The organism is Arthrobacter sp. ZBG10 (assembly GCF_001238605.1).
Classification (GTDB): domain Bacteria; phylum Actinomycetota; class Actinomycetes; order Actinomycetales; family Micrococcaceae; genus Arthrobacter.
This window is the reverse complement of sequence record NZ_LFQH01000060.1, coordinates 1-16,146: the sequence shown is the minus strand read 5'-3', so window position 1 is coordinate 16,146 and position 16,146 is coordinate 1. Positions and strand designations below refer to the sequence as shown.

Sequence of the window (16,146 nt, the reverse complement as noted above, 5' to 3'; positions counted from 1 at the left end):
GCGGCTATTCCTCCTGCCGCTGTTGGATATCCCACACCGGCGGTTCAGGGGTGAGGGCACGCTCCAGGACGAAGTCGTGTTCCACGGTGGTGCCCAGCCGGAACGACTTGGTTCCCACTTGCCGAAAACCTGACTTGGTGTAGAACCGGAGCGCCCGCTCATTCTGGTTGTTGACACCCAGCCAGATGCCCGCAGCGCCGGTAGCGGCGGCTGCGGCCAGCGTGGCGCGCATCAGTTCGGCGGCGGCGCCGAGCCCGTGCTGGGCCGGATGGACGTAGCACTTGCTCAGCTCCACCGAAGGGTGCAGGGTCAGGGCGGCCGCCACGTCGGGGTCGGTGGCGGGCCGGGCCACCAGGAGGCTGTAGCCGTCCAGCGCACCCTCGGAGTCAATCACCGTGATGGTGATGTCCGGGTCCGCGAGGTAGTCGTCGAAGCAGGCTTCGCTGAGGGTCGCCGCGAGGTGCGCGGCGATGTCAACAGCCGACGACGACGGCGGGCAGGCCAACGGAAAGGTGACGGCCGCCAGCTCCGCCAGCGCGCCGGCGTCGTCCGCTGTTGCCTGCCGAAGGAGGTGGCTCATGGGTCTTCCTGTCAGGCGGTGATGGTGCGGACGGGCGAACCGGCCAGCCAAGCGGTGACGTCCTCGAAGGCGCCGCCGTAAAACTGGCGGTAGCTTTCCGTGGTGACGTAGCCAAGGTGCGGGGAGAGGACGGTGTTGGGTGCGGTGAGGAGCGGGTGGCCCGCCTGCAGGGGTTCCTGGTCGAAGACGTCCAGGGCGGCACCGCGGATCCAGCCGCCGTTCAGCGCCCTGACCAGCGCGTCCTGGTTGACCAGCGGTCCCCTGGCGGTGTTGACCAGGAGCCCTTCCGGCCCCAGGAGCCGCAGTTCCGGTTCGTCCACAACGTTCTCGGAACGGGCTGAGAGCCTCAGGTGCAGGGTGGCCACGTCTGCGGCGCGGAACAGTTCCTCCTTGCTGACCAGCCGGGCACCGGCGGACGCAGCAGCCTCTGCCGTCAGGTTCTGGCTCCAGGCCACCACGTCCATGCCGAAGGCCTTGCCGTAGCCGGCTATCCTGCGGCCAATCTTGCCCAGGCCCACAATCCCCAGGGTCTTGCCGGCGAGTTCGAAGCCCACCGTGGACTGCCAGGTGCCGGCACGGAGTGAACGCTCCTCCGCGGGCAGGTGCCGGGCGAGGGCAAGCAGCAGCCCCCAGGTCAGCTCCGGTGCGGCGGCAGGGGAGCCCGGCGTCCCGCACACGGTGATGCCGAGGTCGGCTGCTGCCCCGGTGTCGATTGCGGCGTTTGCCATGCCGGTGGTGACCAGCAGTTTCAGCGCCGGGAGCTGTTCCAGGACCTCGCGGGGGAATGCGGTCCGCTCGCGCATGGCGATGACAATTGTTATGCCGGCCAGCGCCGACACCAGGGCCTCCGGGGACGCGAACGGCTTGCGGAACGTGGTGACCGTGATGCCTTGGGCTTCGAGCGCGGCCCAGTCGGCGAAACCGGAGGCCACGTCCTGGTAGTCGTCGAGGATGGCTAGGCGGTGCTTCATGGCGGTGTCCTTTGTCCCGGAATGGCGTGATGTTCATCGTAAAGCAGGCCCTCACGGGGCAACACTCTGAAGCGGGGAAGGGCGCCGTGATAGCAATGGGGGTGATGATTTTTCGGCCCCGACCCGCCCGCCGCCCATGACCGGCCGGCTTTCCGCCAGGATTCCTGCCGGCTGGATCCTGCTGGCATGCATTGGCCTGCTGGCGCTGAACCTGCGCGGGCCGTTTGTGGCCGTAGCGCCTGTGGTGGACCTGATGCAGGCGGAACTGGCGTTCTCACCGGTGATGCTTGGGCTGCTGACCAGCATCCCCGTGCTCTGCTTCTCGCTCGCGGCGCCGCTGGCATCCCTCGCGGCCAGAAAATTCGGGGCCGAGTTCGCGGTGACGCTGACCATCCTGGGGGTCCTGGCCGGTGTGCTGCTGCGGTCCGCCGGGGGGCCGGTGCTGGTGGTGGCCGGCACCGTGCTGATCGGCGTGGCCATCACGGTGGGCAACATTGCGGCGCCGTTGATCATCCGGCGTGATTTTGCTCCCGGCCGGCAAGGCACCGCTATGGGCATCTACACGGCCGCCCTGAACGTGGGGTCCTTTCTGACGTCCGTGGTGACCGCCCCGCTGGCAGCCGCGGCAGGATGGCGGACGGCGCTCGCGGCCGTGGCGGTCCTGGCCGTCCTCGCCATCGTGGGGTGGACGCTGGCGGTGGGGCCGCGGAACGCCTTCCTGGTGTCCGGCCAGGTGCCTGCAGTTGCGCCGTTGCCGCCGGTGAAGGGCGCGGGCTGGGTCACGGCAGGCGTGACTGCCGGCTTTGCAGGCCAGGCTTTCTCTTATTACGGGGTGACCGCCTGGCTGCCCAGCTACCTGCACGACGAACTCGGCATGTCCGCGTCCGGAGCCGGCGCGGCCTCCTCGATTTTCCAGATCCTGGCCATCGTGGGCGGCCTGGGCGTTCCGTTTGCCGCCAAGTACTGGAGCATGAAAACGGTGGCCATCACCCTGGGAGTGCTGTGGGTCGCGGTTCCTGTCGGGTTGCTGCTGGCGCCTGGGCTGTGGTGGCTGTGGAGCGTTTCCGGCGGTATCGCCCAGGGCGGCGGCATCACTGTCGTGTTCATCGCCGTCATCCGGCTGGCCCGGGACCAGGCGTCCGCCGGGCGGATGTCCGCCACGGTGCAGGGCCTGGGCTACTGCTTCGCGGCCCTCGCGCCGCCCCTGGTGGGCTTCGTCCATGATGCGTCCGGTTCCTGGACCCTGCCCCTGCTGCTGATCCTTGGTTCCGTACTGGTCTTCTTCGCCGGCACCACCTTGTCCGTGCGCCAGGTGCCGCGGGGCCGCTGAGCCGGGTGCCGCCGTCGTACGCGACCCCGAACGCCCGCCAGCAAAACGGGATTGTCCCACCCACTCAGGGAGGGGGTGGGACGGGGGTTCCGTGCCGGCCCGGCGCCCCGGATTTCGGGGTGCCTTGTTGCGAGGGGCGTGCCGGGCCGGCGGATGGAAGGATGTCAGGCCGCGGCGAGTTCCTCCACGGTGGCCTTTTCGCGGGTCTCGGTGAGGTAGCGGGCGTAGGCGGGCAGCGTCAGGAAGGACGGGAAATCCTGGGCCAGGGTGACCTCTTCGAAGATGTCCCGGGCATCCTCGAAACGGTCGCCGTCGAAGCGCTCCAGGCGGGCGAATTCCTCATCGAGGAGTTCCTCCACCCACTGCTGGGTGATGATCTCGCCCTGGTCCGTGATGGCGTGGGCGTACATCCACTGCCACAGCTGGGAACGGGAGATTTCGGCGGTGGCGGCGTCTTCCATGAGGTTGTGGATGGCCACGGCGCCATTGCCGCGGAGCCAGGATTCGATGTAGCGGATGCCCACTTCGATGTTGATCCTGATGCCGTGTTCGGTGATGGTCCCTTCCGTGGCGGCCACGTTGATCAGGGCCCGGTCATCGGGGGTGACGTCCGCCCGGAGCCGGTCCAGCTGGTTGGGCTTGCTGCCGAGGGCTTCGTCAAAGACCTCGCGGCAGACCGGAACGAGGTCCGGGTGGGCCACCCAGGAGCCGTCGAACCCGTCAGCGGCTTCGCGTGCCTTGTCGGCACGGACCTTTTCGAAGGTGATGCTGTTGGCGGCCTCGTCCTTGCGGTTGGGCACTGCTGCCGCCATCCCGCCGATGGCCATGGCGCCGCGCTTGTGGCAGGCACGGACCAGTTGCTCCGTGTAGGCCCGCATGAACGGCTGCGTCATGGTCACCTGGGCCCGGTCCGGGAGGACGAACCGGGGGCCGCGGGTGCGGAAGTTCTTGATGAGGGAGAAGATGTAGTCCCAGCGGCCGGCGTTCAGGCCGGCGGCGTGGTCCCGCAGTTCATAGAGGATCTCCTCCATTTCGAAGGCGGCGGTGATGGTTTCGATCAGCACGGTGGCACGGATGGTGCCCTGCGGGATGCCCAGCAGGTCCTGGGCCAGGATAAAGATGTCGTTCCAGAGCCGGGCCTCGAGGTGGTTCTCGATCTTGGGCAGGTAGAAGTAGGGGCCTTTGCCCTGGGCGAGCAGGCGGCGGGCGTTGTGGAAGAAGAACAGCCCGAAGTCCACGATTCCGCCGGCGATGGGGGTGCCGTCGACCAGCATGTGCTTTTCCGGCAGGTGCCAGCCCCGTGGCCGGACCACCATGGTGGGCAGCTCGGTGGCGGGGCGGAGCCGGTATTCCTTGCCTTCCTCCGAGGTGAAGTCGATGCGGCGCTCCAGGGCGTCGGTCAGGTTCAGCTGGCCCTTGATGACGTTGCGCCAGGTGGGGGTGGAGGAGTCCTCCATGTCCGCCAGCCAGACCTTGGCACCTGAGTTCAGGGCGTTGATGGTCATCTTTTTGTCCACCGGGCCGGTGATTTCCACGCGGCGGTCCTCCAGGCCGGGGGCCGGGGGAGCCACCCGCCAGGTGGGGTCGTTGCGGATGTCCTCGGTTTCGCGGAGGAACCTCGGGTCCTGTCCTGCTGCGATTCCGGCGCGGCGTGCCCGGCGGGCCTGGAGCAGTTCCTGGCGGCGTCCCGCCGTGGCCCGGTGGAGCCTGGCGAGGAACGCCAGCGCGTCAGGGGTGAGGACCTCGTCCTGCCGGCACACGGGCTGCGCGGTCAGGGTGATTCCGTTGATGCTGAAGTTGTCGGTGAAAGTGTTCATGGGAGTTGCTCCTTGGCTGTCCACCCCGTTGCCCTATCACTTATGGCTCCCAACAGCTGTCGATAGGGACCATAGGTGATAGGGCAAGTGGGTGGGAAAGGCGGCTGGGGATTAGTGGAACTGGCCTTCTTCTGTGGATCCCACGAGGGCGAGTGTTGACGCGTTCGGGTTGAGCGCGGTGGCGATGCTGTCGAAGTAGCCGGTGCCGACTTCGCGTTGGTGTTTCGTTGCGGTGTAGCCGCGGGACTCGGAGGCGAATTCCTTTTCCTGGAGCTCGACGTAAGCGCTCATGCCGTCCCGGGCGTAACCGTGGGCAAGGTCGAACATCGAGTAGTTCAGGGCGTGGAATCCGGCCAGGGTGATGAACTGGAAGGTGAAACCCATGGCGCCGAGTTCACGCTGGAACTTGACGATGGTGTCGTCATCCAGGTGCTTGCGCCAGTTGAAGGAGGGCGAGCAGTTGTAGGAGAGCATCTGGTCCGGGAAGTCGGCTTTGACGGCTTCGGCGAATTTGCGGGCCAGGTCCAGGTCCGGGGTGCCGGTTTCCATCCAGATCAGGTCCGAGTAGGGGGCGTAGGCCTTGGCGCGGGCAATGCAGGGTTCGACGCCGTTGCGGACCTTGTAGAAGCCTTCGGCCGTGCGTTCGCCGGTGATGAATTCCTGGTCGCGTTCGTCGACGTCCGAGGTGATGAGGGTGGCGGCCTCGGCGTCGGTGCGGGCGATGACCACGGTGGGGGTGCCGGCGACGTCGGCGGCGAGCCGGGCAGCGTTCAGGGTGCGGACGTGCTGCTGGCTGGGGATCAGGACCTTGCCGCCCAGGTGGCCGCATTTCTTTTCAGAGGCGAGCTGGTCTTCCCAGTGCACGCCGGCCGCGCCCGCCTGGATCATGGATTTCATGAGTTCGTAGGCGTTCAGCGGCCCGCCGAAGCCTGCCTCGGCGTCGGCCACGATGGGCACCAGCCAGTCCTCGACGGTCTGGATGCCTTCGGAGAACTCGATCTGGTCCGCCCGGAGCAGGGCGTTGTTGATCCGGCGCACCACGGTGGGGACCGAGTTGGCCGGGTACAGGGACTGGTCCGGGTAGGTGTGCCCGGAGTTGTTGGCGTCCGCGGCGACCTGCCAGCCGGAGAGGTAGATGGCGCGCAGCCCGGCCTTGACCTGCTGCACGGCCTGGTTGCCGGTGAGGGCGCCAAGGGCGTTGGTGTAGCCGCCGGTCTGGCGCTCTTCCGTGAGCTGCTTCCACAACTTTTCCGAACCGCGACGGGCCAGGGTCTGCTCTTCGGTGACCCGGCCGCGGAGCTTGACGACGTCGTAGGCTGAGTAGTCGCGGGTCACGCCTTCCCAGCGGGGGTTGGCAGCCCACTCAAGTTCCAGGGCCGCTGCCTGCTGGCCGGGCGTCTGCTGGGCGGGCTCAAAAGCTGCAGTCATCGTTGTCTCCTCGTTTATGCGCCAGGGTTCCGGCCGCCGGGCCGCTTCGCTGCGGTTGCCGGCGGGCCGGTACGGTGGTGCAAATCTTTTCCGTGAACAACACTTTTCCGTAGTTGCAATCCGGAAAATAGATCAAAAGACTGGAAAGAAGTGCGTTTCTTCGCTTATCCTGCATAAATGCCGCCTACCAGCTGGAACCGCAACGTTGCGCCGTCCACCGTCCCCGCCGCCGTCCCCGAACTGGACGTCATCAGCCTGGGCCGCAGGGTCCGGCACCTGCGGAAAGCGGCAGGCCTGACCCTTGACGGCCTGGGTGCCGCGGTGGGAACTGCGCCAAGCCAGCTGAGCCTGATCGAGAACGGCAAGCGGGAACCCAAACTCGGGATGCTGCAGCAGCTCGCCGCTGCCCTGGGGGTGGGGATCGAACAGCTGCTTGGGGCCGAACCGCCAAGCCGCCGGGCGGCCCTGGAGATCGAGCTGGAACGCTACCAGCGGGGGCCCTTGTATGAGACCTTGAACATCCCCAAAATCCGCATCAGCTCAAGGCTTCCGCTGGATGTGCTGGAAGCCCAGGTGGGGCTGCTGCACGAGTTGGAACGCAAGCTGAACGAACAGGTGGCAACCCCCGAGGAGGCCCGGCGGGCCAACGGCGGATTGCGGGCCATGATGCGCGAGCGCGGCAACTACTTCCCGGAGTACGAGGCGGAGGCGAAGAAGGTGCTGGCCGCCGTGGGGTACACCTCCGGTCCGTTGTCCCAGCACGTCATCGCGGACATCGCGGAGAACCTGGGTTTCAGCCTCCACCACGTAGGGGACCTGCCGCATTCCACCCGGTCGGTGACGGACCTGAAGAACCGCCGAATTTACCTGACGCAAAGCCAACGGCAGGACCATGACCCCCGTTCCGTGCTGCTGCAGGCCTTGGGCCACTACGTGCTGGGGCACGAGACGCCGAAAAACTACGGTGATTTCCTGGCCCAGCGCGTGGCCACGAACTATTTCGCGGCGGCGCTGCTCCTGCCTGAGCAGACGACGGTGGACTTCCTGCAGAAGGCCAAGGCGGCGAAGGAGATCGCTGTTGAGGATATCCGGGACGCGTTTGCGGTTTCCTACGAGACGGCCGCGCACCGTTTCACCAACCTCGCCACCCGGCATCTGGGGATCACCACCCATTTCCAGAAGACCCACCAAAGCGGCATCATCTACAAGGCCTATGAGAACGACGGCGTGACGTTCCCGCAGGACCATACCGGCGCCATCGAGGGCCAACCGTCGTGCAAGGCGTGGACGTCGCGGGCCGTCTTCGATGTGCCCGACAAGTTCAGTGCCTACAGCCAGTACACGGACACGCCGTCCGGCACGTACTGGTGCACAGCGCGGACGGAGCGCTCCGCCAACGGCGAGTTCTCCCTGTCCATCGGGGTGCCGTACCAGCACGTGAAGTGGTTCCGCGGACGGGAGACCACCGCACGGGAAAAGTCGCTGTGCCCGGACCCCAACTGCTGCAAGCGGCCGCCGGCGGCGCTGGCGTCCGAATGGGCGGGAAACGCCTGGCCGTCCGCCCGCGCCCACTCGCACCTGCTGGCCGCGATGCCGCCCGGCGCGTTCCCCGGCGTGGACGAAACCGAGGTGTACAGCTTCCTGCAGGCGCATTCGGGAAGCTGAGCCGGCTTAGCCGCGGCGTACTGCCCTGTCCAGGCTTTGGCGCGCCGCCCTGAGATCGATGCAGATGAAATCGGTAAGGAGCCCGTGGACTGCCCGGAACGATTCCTGGTCGCCGGTCCACCGGCTGGAATCGCGGAGAAATTCCACAAAGTGCATCAAACAGTACATGGCCACTATTCCTTCCTGGACTGTATGCAGAAGGAGCGAAGCCATCTTCGCGGCCACATCCTCCGGATGCAATGCAGTGATGGAGGATGTTTCTTCGTCCCGCGGGTAAAAGCGAAAGAAGAAGGCCAGATGCTCGACGACAAACGTCGCGTCAGGATTACCGGGGCCCGCCCGGAACCAGCGGATAAAGGCCGGAGTGAGGGCTTCCAGTTCGCGTACATTAGCTGGCGAGGGCAGAACCACGTGTTGGTCTGCGTTGACGAAGGGGTTTCCCGGCTGACACCTGGCATGATGCCGTTGACCCCTCGCGTTGCGTGATTTTGTGGCCATCGTTTCCTCTCCTGCGCTGTCAGCATTGACAGGCTGTGCTCCAAAGCTAGGCCCGAAGATATCCGGCAGCCACGACCCATCGGACGTATGTGGAAAACACCGCGAAACGCCCTAGCCGTGCAACTCCCGGTACGCGGCAGCGGCCGCCGGATGCAGGGTGATGCCGGCCGTGTTGATCAGGCTTTCCGGGCTGAGGAACTGCACCCCGAGGCTTGATTCCGGGATCAGCTCACTGGCGTTGTCCACCAGCAGTTTCACGGTCCGCTGCACCGTTGCGGCGTCCAGGTCGGGCCGGCACAGCAACAGGTTCGCGGCGCCCACGGTCCACGCCGCCGGCACGCCCGGGTAGCTGTCGGCGGGGATCAGCACCCTGTCGTACACCGCCCCGTGCTGCCGGCGGAGCTCCGGGAGCACCGCGGACAGGTCCAGCAGCCCGAGCGCCACGTCCTGCCCCGCAACGGCGATGGCCGCCGTGGGCACACCGCCGGACCAGAACAAGGCGTCCACGGAGCCAGCCCGCAGGGCGGCCAGTCCCTCGTTGAGCCCCAGGTTGAGGACGACGACGGTCCCCGCCTTCGATGCCGCACCTTCCGGCGAGGCGGACAGGCCGGCAGCCGCAAGGATCCTTGGTGTGGTCAGGGAGGTGCCGGAGCCCGGCTGGCCCACGGCGATCCGGCGGCCGGCCAGCTGGCCGAGTGCACTGATGCCGCTGTCCCGCCGCACCACGCAATGAACATAGTTTTCATAAACCCGGCCCAGGGCAGCAAGATCCGTCCCGGCCTCAACCGGCGTTCCGGTGCCCGCGGCGTCCGCCAGGGCCACGGCAAACGTGGCCCGGCCCGCCCGCAGTTCCGCCAGGTTGTCCAGGCTGCCGCCGGTGGGGACGGCAGTGGCTTTGCCGGCCACCCCGTGCCGTTCCAGCGCAGCGGCCAGGAGGGCAGCGAACTCAAGGTAGAAGCCGCCAGGCTCACCACCGGCAACGGTGACCAGATCAGGGCGGCCGGCACCTGTGCAGCCGGCCAGCGCAGCCGGCAGTCCCAGGGCGAGTCCTGCGGCAAGCCCGCCCCGCAGGACCATCCGCCGTGAAAGCCCCGCACCGGCGTCAGCCACGCCTGGCTCCCGGGTCCGTGGCCAGCCGCTGATCCGGCAGCACCGGGAACTCCAGCCGCACCGCCAGGCCATGGGGTTCGACCGCGGCCAGCACCAACCGGCCGCCGTTGGCTGCCGCCAGCTCACCCACAATAGTGATCCCCAGCCCCGTCCCCCGGACCGCGGAGTGCTGCGCCGCCCGCCAGAACCTGGTGGCGGCGGCGGCCCGGTCCGGCGCGGAAAGCCCGGGACCGTCGTCGGAAATTTCCACCACTGCAGTGCCGGGGTCAACTTGGAGGCTCGCTGTGACCGTTGCAGTCGGCGCATACTTGACGGCGTTGTTCAGCAACTCAGCCACCATCTGCGCGAGTTCCGCCGGATGGCAGCCCACCAACGCGCTGGGCGCCGGCGGCGGGGCCAGCACCAGGCGGCAGCCCGCCCGCTCCGCCGCCGGCAGGGCCCGCTCCACTTCCCCCTGCAGGACCGGGTACGGGTCCATGGTCTGGGCCGGCGGCCGGGCCGGACCGCTGAACGGCCGGGCGGCGTCCTCGGATGACCGGTGCTCGGCGGCGGCAAGCTTAAGAACGCCGTCCAGGATTTCCTCCACACGTTCCAGCTCCGCCATGACACTGTCCGCGGCGCCGCGTTCCCGGGCCGTTGCCAACTCCAGTTGGAGCAGGTCCATCCGCAGCCGCAGGGCTCCCACGGGATTCCGGAGCTGGTGGGATGTGTCGGCGATCAGCTGGCGTTGGGAGTCGAGGCTGGCCGTCAGCGTACCGGCCATGGCAGTGAAGGACCTGCCCAGCTGGCGGAGCTCCGGCGGGCCGTCCTCCGGCAGCCTGCCTGCCCGGCCTGTCCGTTCCAGCTCGGTCACGGCGGAATCCAGCCGCAGGACGGGCCGCAGGACCCAGCCGGTCAGCCGTGCGGCCCCCAGCAGCAGGACGGCTGCCAGCGCCAGTGCGGCAGCTCCCACCAGCAGCCAGCGTTCCCGGAGTTTTTGGCGGGCGGCGTCCAGGTCAACTTCCAGGACCACCGCCCCCAGCACTTGGCTGGCACTTCCGAAGGGCCGGAACATGAGCTGGGAACCGGCACCGAACGGCTCAATCGGCGCCAGCGAGGTGCCGTTTACATTGAGCCTGGCCTGCGACAACGCAGCAGCGACGTCCGCCCGGTCTCCGTCCAGGCCGCCGGACCGCAGCATTGACTGCTGTACCCGGACCACAATGCCCTCCCCGTACAACCCCGAGTACGTGTCCATGTCGCGCTGCAGCCGGGCGGTGTCGCCGTCGGACGAGGCATCGAAGGCCACCTGCGCCAGCCGGTTCAGCGAGGCTGCGCGGTTGATCTGCAGTTCCTGGGTCAGCTCCCGGGACGCCGAGGTCAGGATGGTTCCGGTGACCAGGAAAACCACCGCCAGGCACAGCACGCTCAGGATGCCCAGGACCCGGATCCTCACGCCGGATCAGCCTCCACCCGATAGCCCACCCCACGCACGTTGATGATGAAGCCGGGCTTCTGCAGCTTGGCCCGCAGCCCGGTAAGGTGCACGTCGAGCGACCGGGACGAGGCCAGGAACGCATCGCCCCACAGCGCGTCCAGGATCTGTTCCCGGGTGACCACGGATCCGGCATGGCGGGCCAGCAGGGCCAGCAGGTCGAACTCCGTGGCCGTCAGCGGCAGGACCGCGCCGTCGCGGGTGGCGGACCGCCGGTTCACGTCGATCTCCAGCCCGGCCAGGGAAATGGTGGCCGGCGCGCTGTCCCGGGCGCGCCCTGCCCGGCGGGTCACCGCCTCGATCCTGGCCAACAACTCCACCAACTTGACGGGTTTGACCAGGTAGTCGTCCGCGCCGGAGCGCAGGCCCAGGACCACACTGCGTTCATCATCGCGGGCGGTCAGGATCAGGATGGGGCAGTCCGTGACCTGGCGGAGCTTCCGCAGGACCTCCAGCCCGTCCATGTCCGGCAGCCCCAGGTCCAGGAGGATCACCTGGAAGTTCCGGTGCGAGAGCAGGGCGTCGGCTCCGCGGGAGACCCGGGTGGTATGCAGTCCGGCTGAGCCAACCGCGGCGGTCAGGGCAGCGGCCATGGCGTCGTCGTCCTCGACGATCAGCACGTCCATTGCCTGTCCTTTTCTGCGCTGCCGGGTGGAAGCGTCACTGGAGACTATCGCGTGCGGGCCGGAATTACCCGGGGCGGGCCATTGGCCGGATACCTGCGGCGGCATGGGCGGGGCCCGGCTGGGCGAATCCTAAGGAAGTGTTAGGAAAGCCGTCCCGGCGTTGGTTGTGCGCCGCATCACCCCTAACTTGGTGGAAGTCCTCCAACCGTTCGGGAGACTGTCCACGCCAAGGAAGGTTCACTGATGAGCACCCAACACGCAACGCCGCGTAACGAGGCGGCCCAGACCCGGAGGGCCGTGGGCAACATCCTGAAAGGATCCGCCGGCAACCTCGTTGAATGGTACGACCTCTACGTCTACACCGTCTTCGCCGCCTACTTCCAGTCCCACTTCTTCAGCTCCGAAAGTGACCTCCAGGCGGGCCTTGAGGCCATGGCGGTGTTTTCCACGACCTTCCTGATGCGGCCCATCGGAGCCTGGTTCTTCGGCCGGTACGCCGACCGGAAGGGACGCAAGGCCGCCCTGACCCTGAGCGTGACCATGATGTCCGCCGGCTCGTTCGCCGTCGCCATCCTGCCCACCAAGGACGTCATCGGGATCTGGGCGCTCATCATCCTCGTGTTCATCCGCCTGGTACAGGGTTTCTCCGTCGGTGGCGAGTACGGCACCAGCGCAACCTACATGTCGGAAGCGGCAACGTCCCGCCGTCGTGGGTTCTTCTCCAGCTTCCAGTACGTGACCCTGGTGGGCGGCCAGATGCTGGCGCTGCTGGTCCTGATCATCCTGCAGAACAGCATGGGCGGCACCGTGCTTACCGAATGGGGCTGGCGGATCCCGTTCGCGATCGGCGGGGTGGCGGCACTGGTGGTTCTCTGGCTCCGGCGCTCCATGGAGGAGACGCTGTCCTCCGACCAGCTGCGCGCCGCACACGTGAAGGTTGCCGGCGAGGCCCAGCCCGGAACGATGCGCCTCCTGCTGACCAAGCACCTCAAGCCATTGCTGATCTGCATCGGCATCACGCTGGGCGGCACCGTTGCCTTCTACACGTACACCAACTTCATCCTGAAGTTCATGAACGATACTTCCGGCATCGCCAAGACCGAGACGTCCGTGATCAACTTCTGGGCGCTGCTGATCTTTATGTGCCTGCAGCCGGTCTACGGCATCATCTCCGACAAGGTGGGCCGCAAGCCGCTGCTGCTGTGGTTCGGAATCACCGGCGTCCTGTTTACGTGGCCGCTGCTGTCCGCGCTGGGCGGGACCCGGGATCCTTTCACGGCCTTCCTGCTGATGCTCGGCGGCCTGGTCATTGTGGGCGGCTACACGTCCATCAACGCCCTGGTGAAGGCCGAACTCTTCCCGGCCTCCATCCGCGCCCTCGGCGTGGGCCTGGGGTACGCCATCGCCAACTCCCTGTTCGGTGGAACGGTTCCCCTGATTGGCGCGGCGCTGCAGAAGGCAGGCAACATCGAGCTCTTCTTCACCTACGTCACGGTGGCCATTGCCTTGTCGCTGCTGGTGTACATTTTCGCGCTGAAAAACAAGAAGCCCACCCAGCTGGATGAGGAACAGGGCCACGCTTGGGACGTTGCCAAGTCCGACGACGGTGCCGACCTCGTCGAGGCAAGGCGCTAGTTCACGCCCGGTTGCCCCAGCCGGGGTAAGCGGAAGATGCAGGAAAAGGTGCGGTGCCGGCTTTCGCCGGCACCGCACCTTTTTGCAGTGACGCCTGCTGTCAGCGGGCGGCGCGGCGGCTGGCCATGGCCCCGTGCAGCCGGAACAACCGGGGGAGCACCACGTAAACGGCGCACGGAACCACCAGCAGGGTCAGCCCCATGGCCCGGAGCACCGGGTGCCAGCTGTCCATCAGCGGACCGAGGGCCAGCATGCCGATGGAAACGAGCGGAAAGATGGCCAGCCAGGTCATGACGGCGCGGGCATGGATGGACGGCGGTGCGGGCGGCAGAGGCGTCAGGGCAGCCGCGGGAGGGGTGTCGGTGGCGGGCTGTGGCACGGCAGTCATCGAAATCTCCAACTGGTTAGTTGCTTATGTTGATGGCGACACTACGGGGACGTCCGGCTAATTGCAACTACTTGGTTGGAAATTGCGTAGGATGGGTGCCATGGCCTGGAATACCGAACGCACCAAAGAGCTGCTGCTTGCTGCCGCCACCGCGGAATTCAGTGCCAACGGGCTCGCCGGTGCCCGGGTGGACCGGATCGCCGCCGCCGCGGGCGTCAACAAGGAGCGCATCTACCAATACTTTGGCAAAAAGGACGACCTGTTCGACGCCGTCCTGGCCGCCGAAATGATCCGGGTGATGACCGAGGTTCCCATCCGCGGCTCTGGCCCGGAAGCCTTTGGCGACTATGCGGGCCGGCTGTTCGACAGGCACACCACGGACGGCGTGCTGCCCCGGCTGGTGTTCTGGGAAGGGCTGGAACGCGGGCGCGAAACCGTTAGCAGAGCCACCCGCACCGATCATTGCGCTATCAAGGTGGGGCAGGTGATGGAGGTGTTGCCGGGCGTGGACCGCGAGGACGCGGCGGACCTGCTGATCACCGTTGTCACGCTGTGCGACGGCTGGCCGGTGCTGCCACAGATCGACGCCCTCCTGGCCGGGAGCGCGCCGGACCGGGCCGTCCGGCGCCGGGCAGCGATTGTGCGGACTGCCACGCTGATGGCCGGTGCCCTGCTCACTGATGCCAGGGCTAAGGAAGCCGCGCACCCAGGAGCCTGAACCTGAGCTCCCGGGTGCGCGCCGCCGTCGTCCGTTCACGCCGCGCTGCCGCGACGCCGGGCAGAACTCCCCATGGCGCTGCTGCGGACCGGCGCCTACGATGGCAGCGGACCGCTCGGTCCCTTCTGTCACTTTCTTGGGGAAAAGGACCTTACCCATGCCGTTGCCGCGATCTGCTGCCGACCATCCGATCCAAAGACCACGGCAGGGGGTGTGGGCGCGGCCCTGGGCTGTCCTGGCGGCGGTGGTGCTGGTGGCCGCCGGCCTCTTCGCCGGCGCCGTTCCTGCCTCGGCCGCGACCTATACCTTCAAGGGCGTTGTTAAGGGGAAGCTGAGCGCCACGGCAACGGCCACGCCGCTGGGGGATGTGTGGGTGGGGGCCTACACCAACAACTCCGCGGCCTCCTCCGTGGCCGGCGCGTGGACAGCGGCCGACGGGTCCTACAGCTTCACCGTACCGGCAGCCGGCAGTTACAAGATGTGGACCACCTGCAGCAGCGGGCCCTGCTCGGCAACCTATGCCAGCGAGTGGAACAACAACGAGTCGGGCTCCTACAACTCGACGCCCGTGGCCGTGACCGATGCTGCCCCCACCACCACGTTCAACCCGCAGCTGGAGGCGTACGGCACCATCAGCGGCCGGATCACCAACCAGGCAGGGCAGCCGCTGACAGCCGTTTCCGTCGAGGCGTCGCCCGCCGGCGGTGGGCAGGTCAGCAGCACCAAACCCGATGCCAACGGGTATTACACGCTTGGCAAGGTCCCGCCCAACAAGGCCTACATCAGCGTCAGGGACGAGTCCGGGCAGCGGCTTTACCTGGAGAAGTACTGGAACGGGACCGCTGCCGTGGACACCTACACCCCAGCCACTGTTCCTGCCGGGGTTAAGTGGACCAACGCCAATTTTGTAATGAGCAATGAAACGCTGATCGAAGCAACCGTTACGGGCCCGGACGGCGCCCCCATTGCCGACGTCGGTTACGTCCCGTGGGTCTACAACGACGCAACCGGCGCCTGGGACGGCCCCCAAATGGGGCCACTGACCTCGGACGCCAACGGCAAGATCTACTGGCGCATGACCGTGGGCAAAAAATACAAGCTCTGCGTTTCCGACACGGTCTACGGCGGCGCACCCCGGGAGTACCGGTACAAGCCCGAGTGCTACAACAACGTCGCCACGATGGAAGCCGCTTCCATCCTGACCGCAACGTCAGCCGGGCAGCGGGTGCCCGCAGCAATCCAGCTGGAGCGGGACGGCCTGTCGATGGCTCCGGGCAGGCCCTACGTTTACGGATCGGCGCAGGCAGGACAGACCCTCACAGTTGATCCCGGCGCATGGGGACCCGCTCCGGTGGATCTGGCCCACCAGTGGCAGCGCTCCAAGGAAGGTGCCCAGCTCCAGGACATAGCCGGCGCCACAGCCACCACGTATGTGCCCACTGCCGCCGATGCCGGGTATGACATCTGGGCAAAGGTCACGGGGACCAAAGCCGGGTATTCGTCCTACTCCGAGACCGTGCACGCCGGTGCATCGGGCGCCGAGGCCGTCACTGCATCGGCCCCGTTCACCATTTCGGGCACACCCAGCGCGGGAAACACCCTGACCGTCAACCACGGAACACTTAGCCCCGTCCCCGATTTTGGTCCCTACTACGACTGGTTCGTGAATGGCGTCCAGGACTACAGGTCCAATCAGCGGACGTTCCTTCTGCAGACTTCAGACGCCGGCAAAAAAGTCACCGCCCGGCTCAGCGTTTATGACTGGCCGCTCCAGCCGTACCACGGCCAGGCGTCCGTCACTGTTGCTGCCGGGACGTTGTCTGCGCCGGTGCCGACGGTGTCCGGGACGGCGAAGGTTGGTTCGGTGTTGACGGCTGTTCCGGGTCCGTGGGGTCCGGCGCCGGTG

General features: G+C 67.1%; 14 protein-coding genes. 5 read left to right on the top strand and 9 right to left on the bottom strand.

Features of this window, described 5'->3' with window-relative positions; all coding sequences use genetic code 11:
* Window positions 1-4: 4 nt before the first annotated feature.
* Both ACU18_RS14645 and ACU18_RS14640 read right to left on the bottom strand, forming a co-directional pair.
* Window positions 5-580, bottom strand: coding sequence for a GNAT family N-acetyltransferase (locus ACU18_RS14645; RefSeq protein ID WP_050686683.1), 576 nt, complete (start codon window positions 578-580; stop codon window positions 5-7).
* Between the two features lie 11 nt (window positions 581-591).
* Window positions 592-1,551, bottom strand: a complete 960-nt coding sequence (locus ACU18_RS14640; protein WP_050686682.1) for a D-2-hydroxyacid dehydrogenase family protein — start codon at window positions 1,549-1,551, stop codon at window positions 592-594.
* Window positions 1,552-1,687: 136 nt separating this feature from the next.
* On the opposite strand from ACU18_RS14640, the gene ACU18_RS14635 reads away from it, so the two are divergent.
* Window positions 1,688-2,881, top strand: a complete 1,194-nt coding sequence (locus tag ACU18_RS14635; protein WP_050686680.1) for an MFS transporter — start codon at window positions 1,688-1,690, stop codon at window positions 2,879-2,881.
* A gap of 164 nt (window positions 2,882-3,045) precedes the next feature.
* On the opposite strand, the gene aceB is transcribed toward ACU18_RS14635, so the two are convergent.
* Both aceB and aceA read right to left on the bottom strand, forming a co-directional pair.
* Window positions 3,046-4,698, bottom strand: a complete 1,653-nt coding sequence (gene aceB / locus ACU18_RS14630) for a malate synthase A (RefSeq protein ID WP_050686678.1) — start codon at window positions 4,696-4,698, stop codon at window positions 3,046-3,048.
* A 111-nt stretch (window positions 4,699-4,809) separates the two neighbouring features.
* Window positions 4,810-6,126: an isocitrate lyase gene (aceA, locus tag ACU18_RS14625; RefSeq protein WP_050686676.1), complete on the bottom strand. Its 1,317-nt coding sequence runs from the start codon at window positions 6,124-6,126 to the stop codon at window positions 4,810-4,812.
* 177 nt (window positions 6,127-6,303) lie between these two features.
* Here aceA and ACU18_RS14620 point away from each other — a divergent pair, with 177 nt between their 5' ends.
* Window positions 6,304-7,791 carry an XRE family transcriptional regulator gene (locus ACU18_RS14620; protein WP_050686675.1) on the top strand — a complete coding sequence of 496 codons (1,488 nt, stop codon included), beginning with the start codon at window positions 6,304-6,306 and terminating at the stop codon, window positions 7,789-7,791.
* A gap of 6 nt (window positions 7,792-7,797) precedes the next feature.
* On the opposite strand, the gene ACU18_RS14615 is transcribed toward ACU18_RS14620, so the two are convergent.
* The 4 genes from ACU18_RS14615 to ACU18_RS14600 all read right to left on the bottom strand — a co-directional run bounded on the left by ACU18_RS14615 (window position 7,798) and on the right by ACU18_RS14600 (window position 11,499).
* Window positions 7,798-8,289 carry a hypothetical protein gene (locus ACU18_RS14615; RefSeq protein WP_157407730.1) on the bottom strand — a complete coding sequence of 164 codons (492 nt, stop codon included), beginning with the start codon at window positions 8,287-8,289 and terminating at the stop codon, window positions 7,798-7,800.
* A 111-nt stretch (window positions 8,290-8,400) separates the two neighbouring features.
* Window positions 8,401-9,366, bottom strand: coding sequence for a TAXI family TRAP transporter solute-binding subunit (locus tag ACU18_RS14610; RefSeq protein ID WP_050686722.1), 966 nt, complete (start codon window positions 9,364-9,366; stop codon window positions 8,401-8,403).
* Window positions 9,367-9,391: 25 nt separating this feature from the next.
* Window positions 9,392-10,834, bottom strand: a complete 1,443-nt coding sequence (locus ACU18_RS14605) for a sensor histidine kinase (RefSeq protein WP_050686673.1) — start codon at window positions 10,832-10,834, stop codon at window positions 9,392-9,394.
* Window positions 10,831-11,499: a response regulator transcription factor gene (locus ACU18_RS14600; RefSeq protein ID WP_050686672.1), complete on the bottom strand. Its 669-nt coding sequence runs from the start codon at window positions 11,497-11,499 to the stop codon at window positions 10,831-10,833. The genes ACU18_RS14605 and ACU18_RS14600 overlap by 4 nt, the downstream gene beginning before the upstream one ends.
* 243 nt (window positions 11,500-11,742) lie before the next feature.
* Here ACU18_RS14600 and ACU18_RS14595 point away from each other — a divergent pair, with 243 nt between their 5' ends.
* Window positions 11,743-13,134, top strand: coding sequence for an MFS transporter (locus tag ACU18_RS14595; RefSeq protein ID WP_050686671.1), 1,392 nt, complete (start codon window positions 11,743-11,745; stop codon window positions 13,132-13,134).
* Window positions 13,135-13,234: 100 nt separating this feature from the next.
* Here the strand turns inward: ACU18_RS14595 and ACU18_RS14590 are convergent, their stop codons facing one another.
* A complete protein-coding gene (locus ACU18_RS14590; RefSeq protein WP_050686670.1) occupies window positions 13,235-13,522 on the bottom strand; it encodes a hypothetical protein in 288 nt (95 codons plus the stop codon).
* 100 nt (window positions 13,523-13,622) lie between these two features.
* Here ACU18_RS14590 and ACU18_RS14585 point away from each other — a divergent pair, with 100 nt between their 5' ends.
* Entirely contained in the window at window positions 13,623-14,240 is a 618-nt protein-coding gene (locus ACU18_RS14585; protein WP_050686720.1) for a TetR/AcrR family transcriptional regulator, read from the top strand.
* 157 nt (window positions 14,241-14,397) lie between these two features.
* Window positions 14,398-16,146 (top strand): carboxypeptidase regulatory-like domain-containing protein (locus tag ACU18_RS14580; RefSeq protein WP_197273591.1); only part of this gene is annotated, 1,749 nt, incomplete at its 3' end.

Excerpts from the sequence above, each read along its gene's own strand:
- ACU18_RS14645 (WP_050686683.1), bottom strand. The coding sequence starts at position 580 with ATGAGCCACCTCCTTCGGCAGGCAACAGCGGACGACGCCGGCGCGCTG.
- ACU18_RS14640 (WP_050686682.1), bottom strand. The coding sequence starts at position 1,551 with ATGAAGCACCGCCTAGCCATCCTCGACGACTACCAGGACGTGGCCTCC.
- ACU18_RS14635 (WP_050686680.1), top strand. The coding sequence starts at position 1,688 with ATGACCGGCCGGCTTTCCGCCAGGATTCCTGCCGGCTGGATCCTGCTG.
- aceB (WP_050686678.1), bottom strand. The coding sequence starts at position 4,698 with ATGAACACTTTCACCGACAACTTCAGCATCAACGGAATCACCCTGACC.
- aceA (WP_050686676.1), bottom strand. The coding sequence starts at position 6,126 with ATGACTGCAGCTTTTGAGCCCGCCCAGCAGACGCCCGGCCAGCAGGCA.
- ACU18_RS14620 (WP_050686675.1), top strand. The coding sequence starts at position 6,304 with ATGCCGCCTACCAGCTGGAACCGCAACGTTGCGCCGTCCACCGTCCCC.
- ACU18_RS14615 (WP_157407730.1), bottom strand. The coding sequence starts at position 8,289 with ATGGCCACAAAATCACGCAACGCGAGGGGTCAACGGCATCATGCCAGG.
- ACU18_RS14610 (WP_050686722.1), bottom strand. The coding sequence starts at position 9,366 with ATGGTCCTGCGGGGCGGGCTTGCCGCAGGACTCGCCCTGGGACTGCCG.
- ACU18_RS14600 (WP_050686672.1), bottom strand. The coding sequence starts at position 11,499 with ATGGACGTGCTGATCGTCGAGGACGACGACGCCATGGCCGCTGCCCTG.
- ACU18_RS14595 (WP_050686671.1), top strand. The coding sequence starts at position 11,743 with ATGAGCACCCAACACGCAACGCCGCGTAACGAGGCGGCCCAGACCCGG.
- ACU18_RS14590 (WP_050686670.1), bottom strand. The coding sequence starts at position 13,522 with ATGACTGCCGTGCCACAGCCCGCCACCGACACCCCTCCCGCGGCTGCC.
- ACU18_RS14585 (WP_050686720.1), top strand. The coding sequence starts at position 13,623 with ATGGCCTGGAATACCGAACGCACCAAAGAGCTGCTGCTTGCTGCCGCC.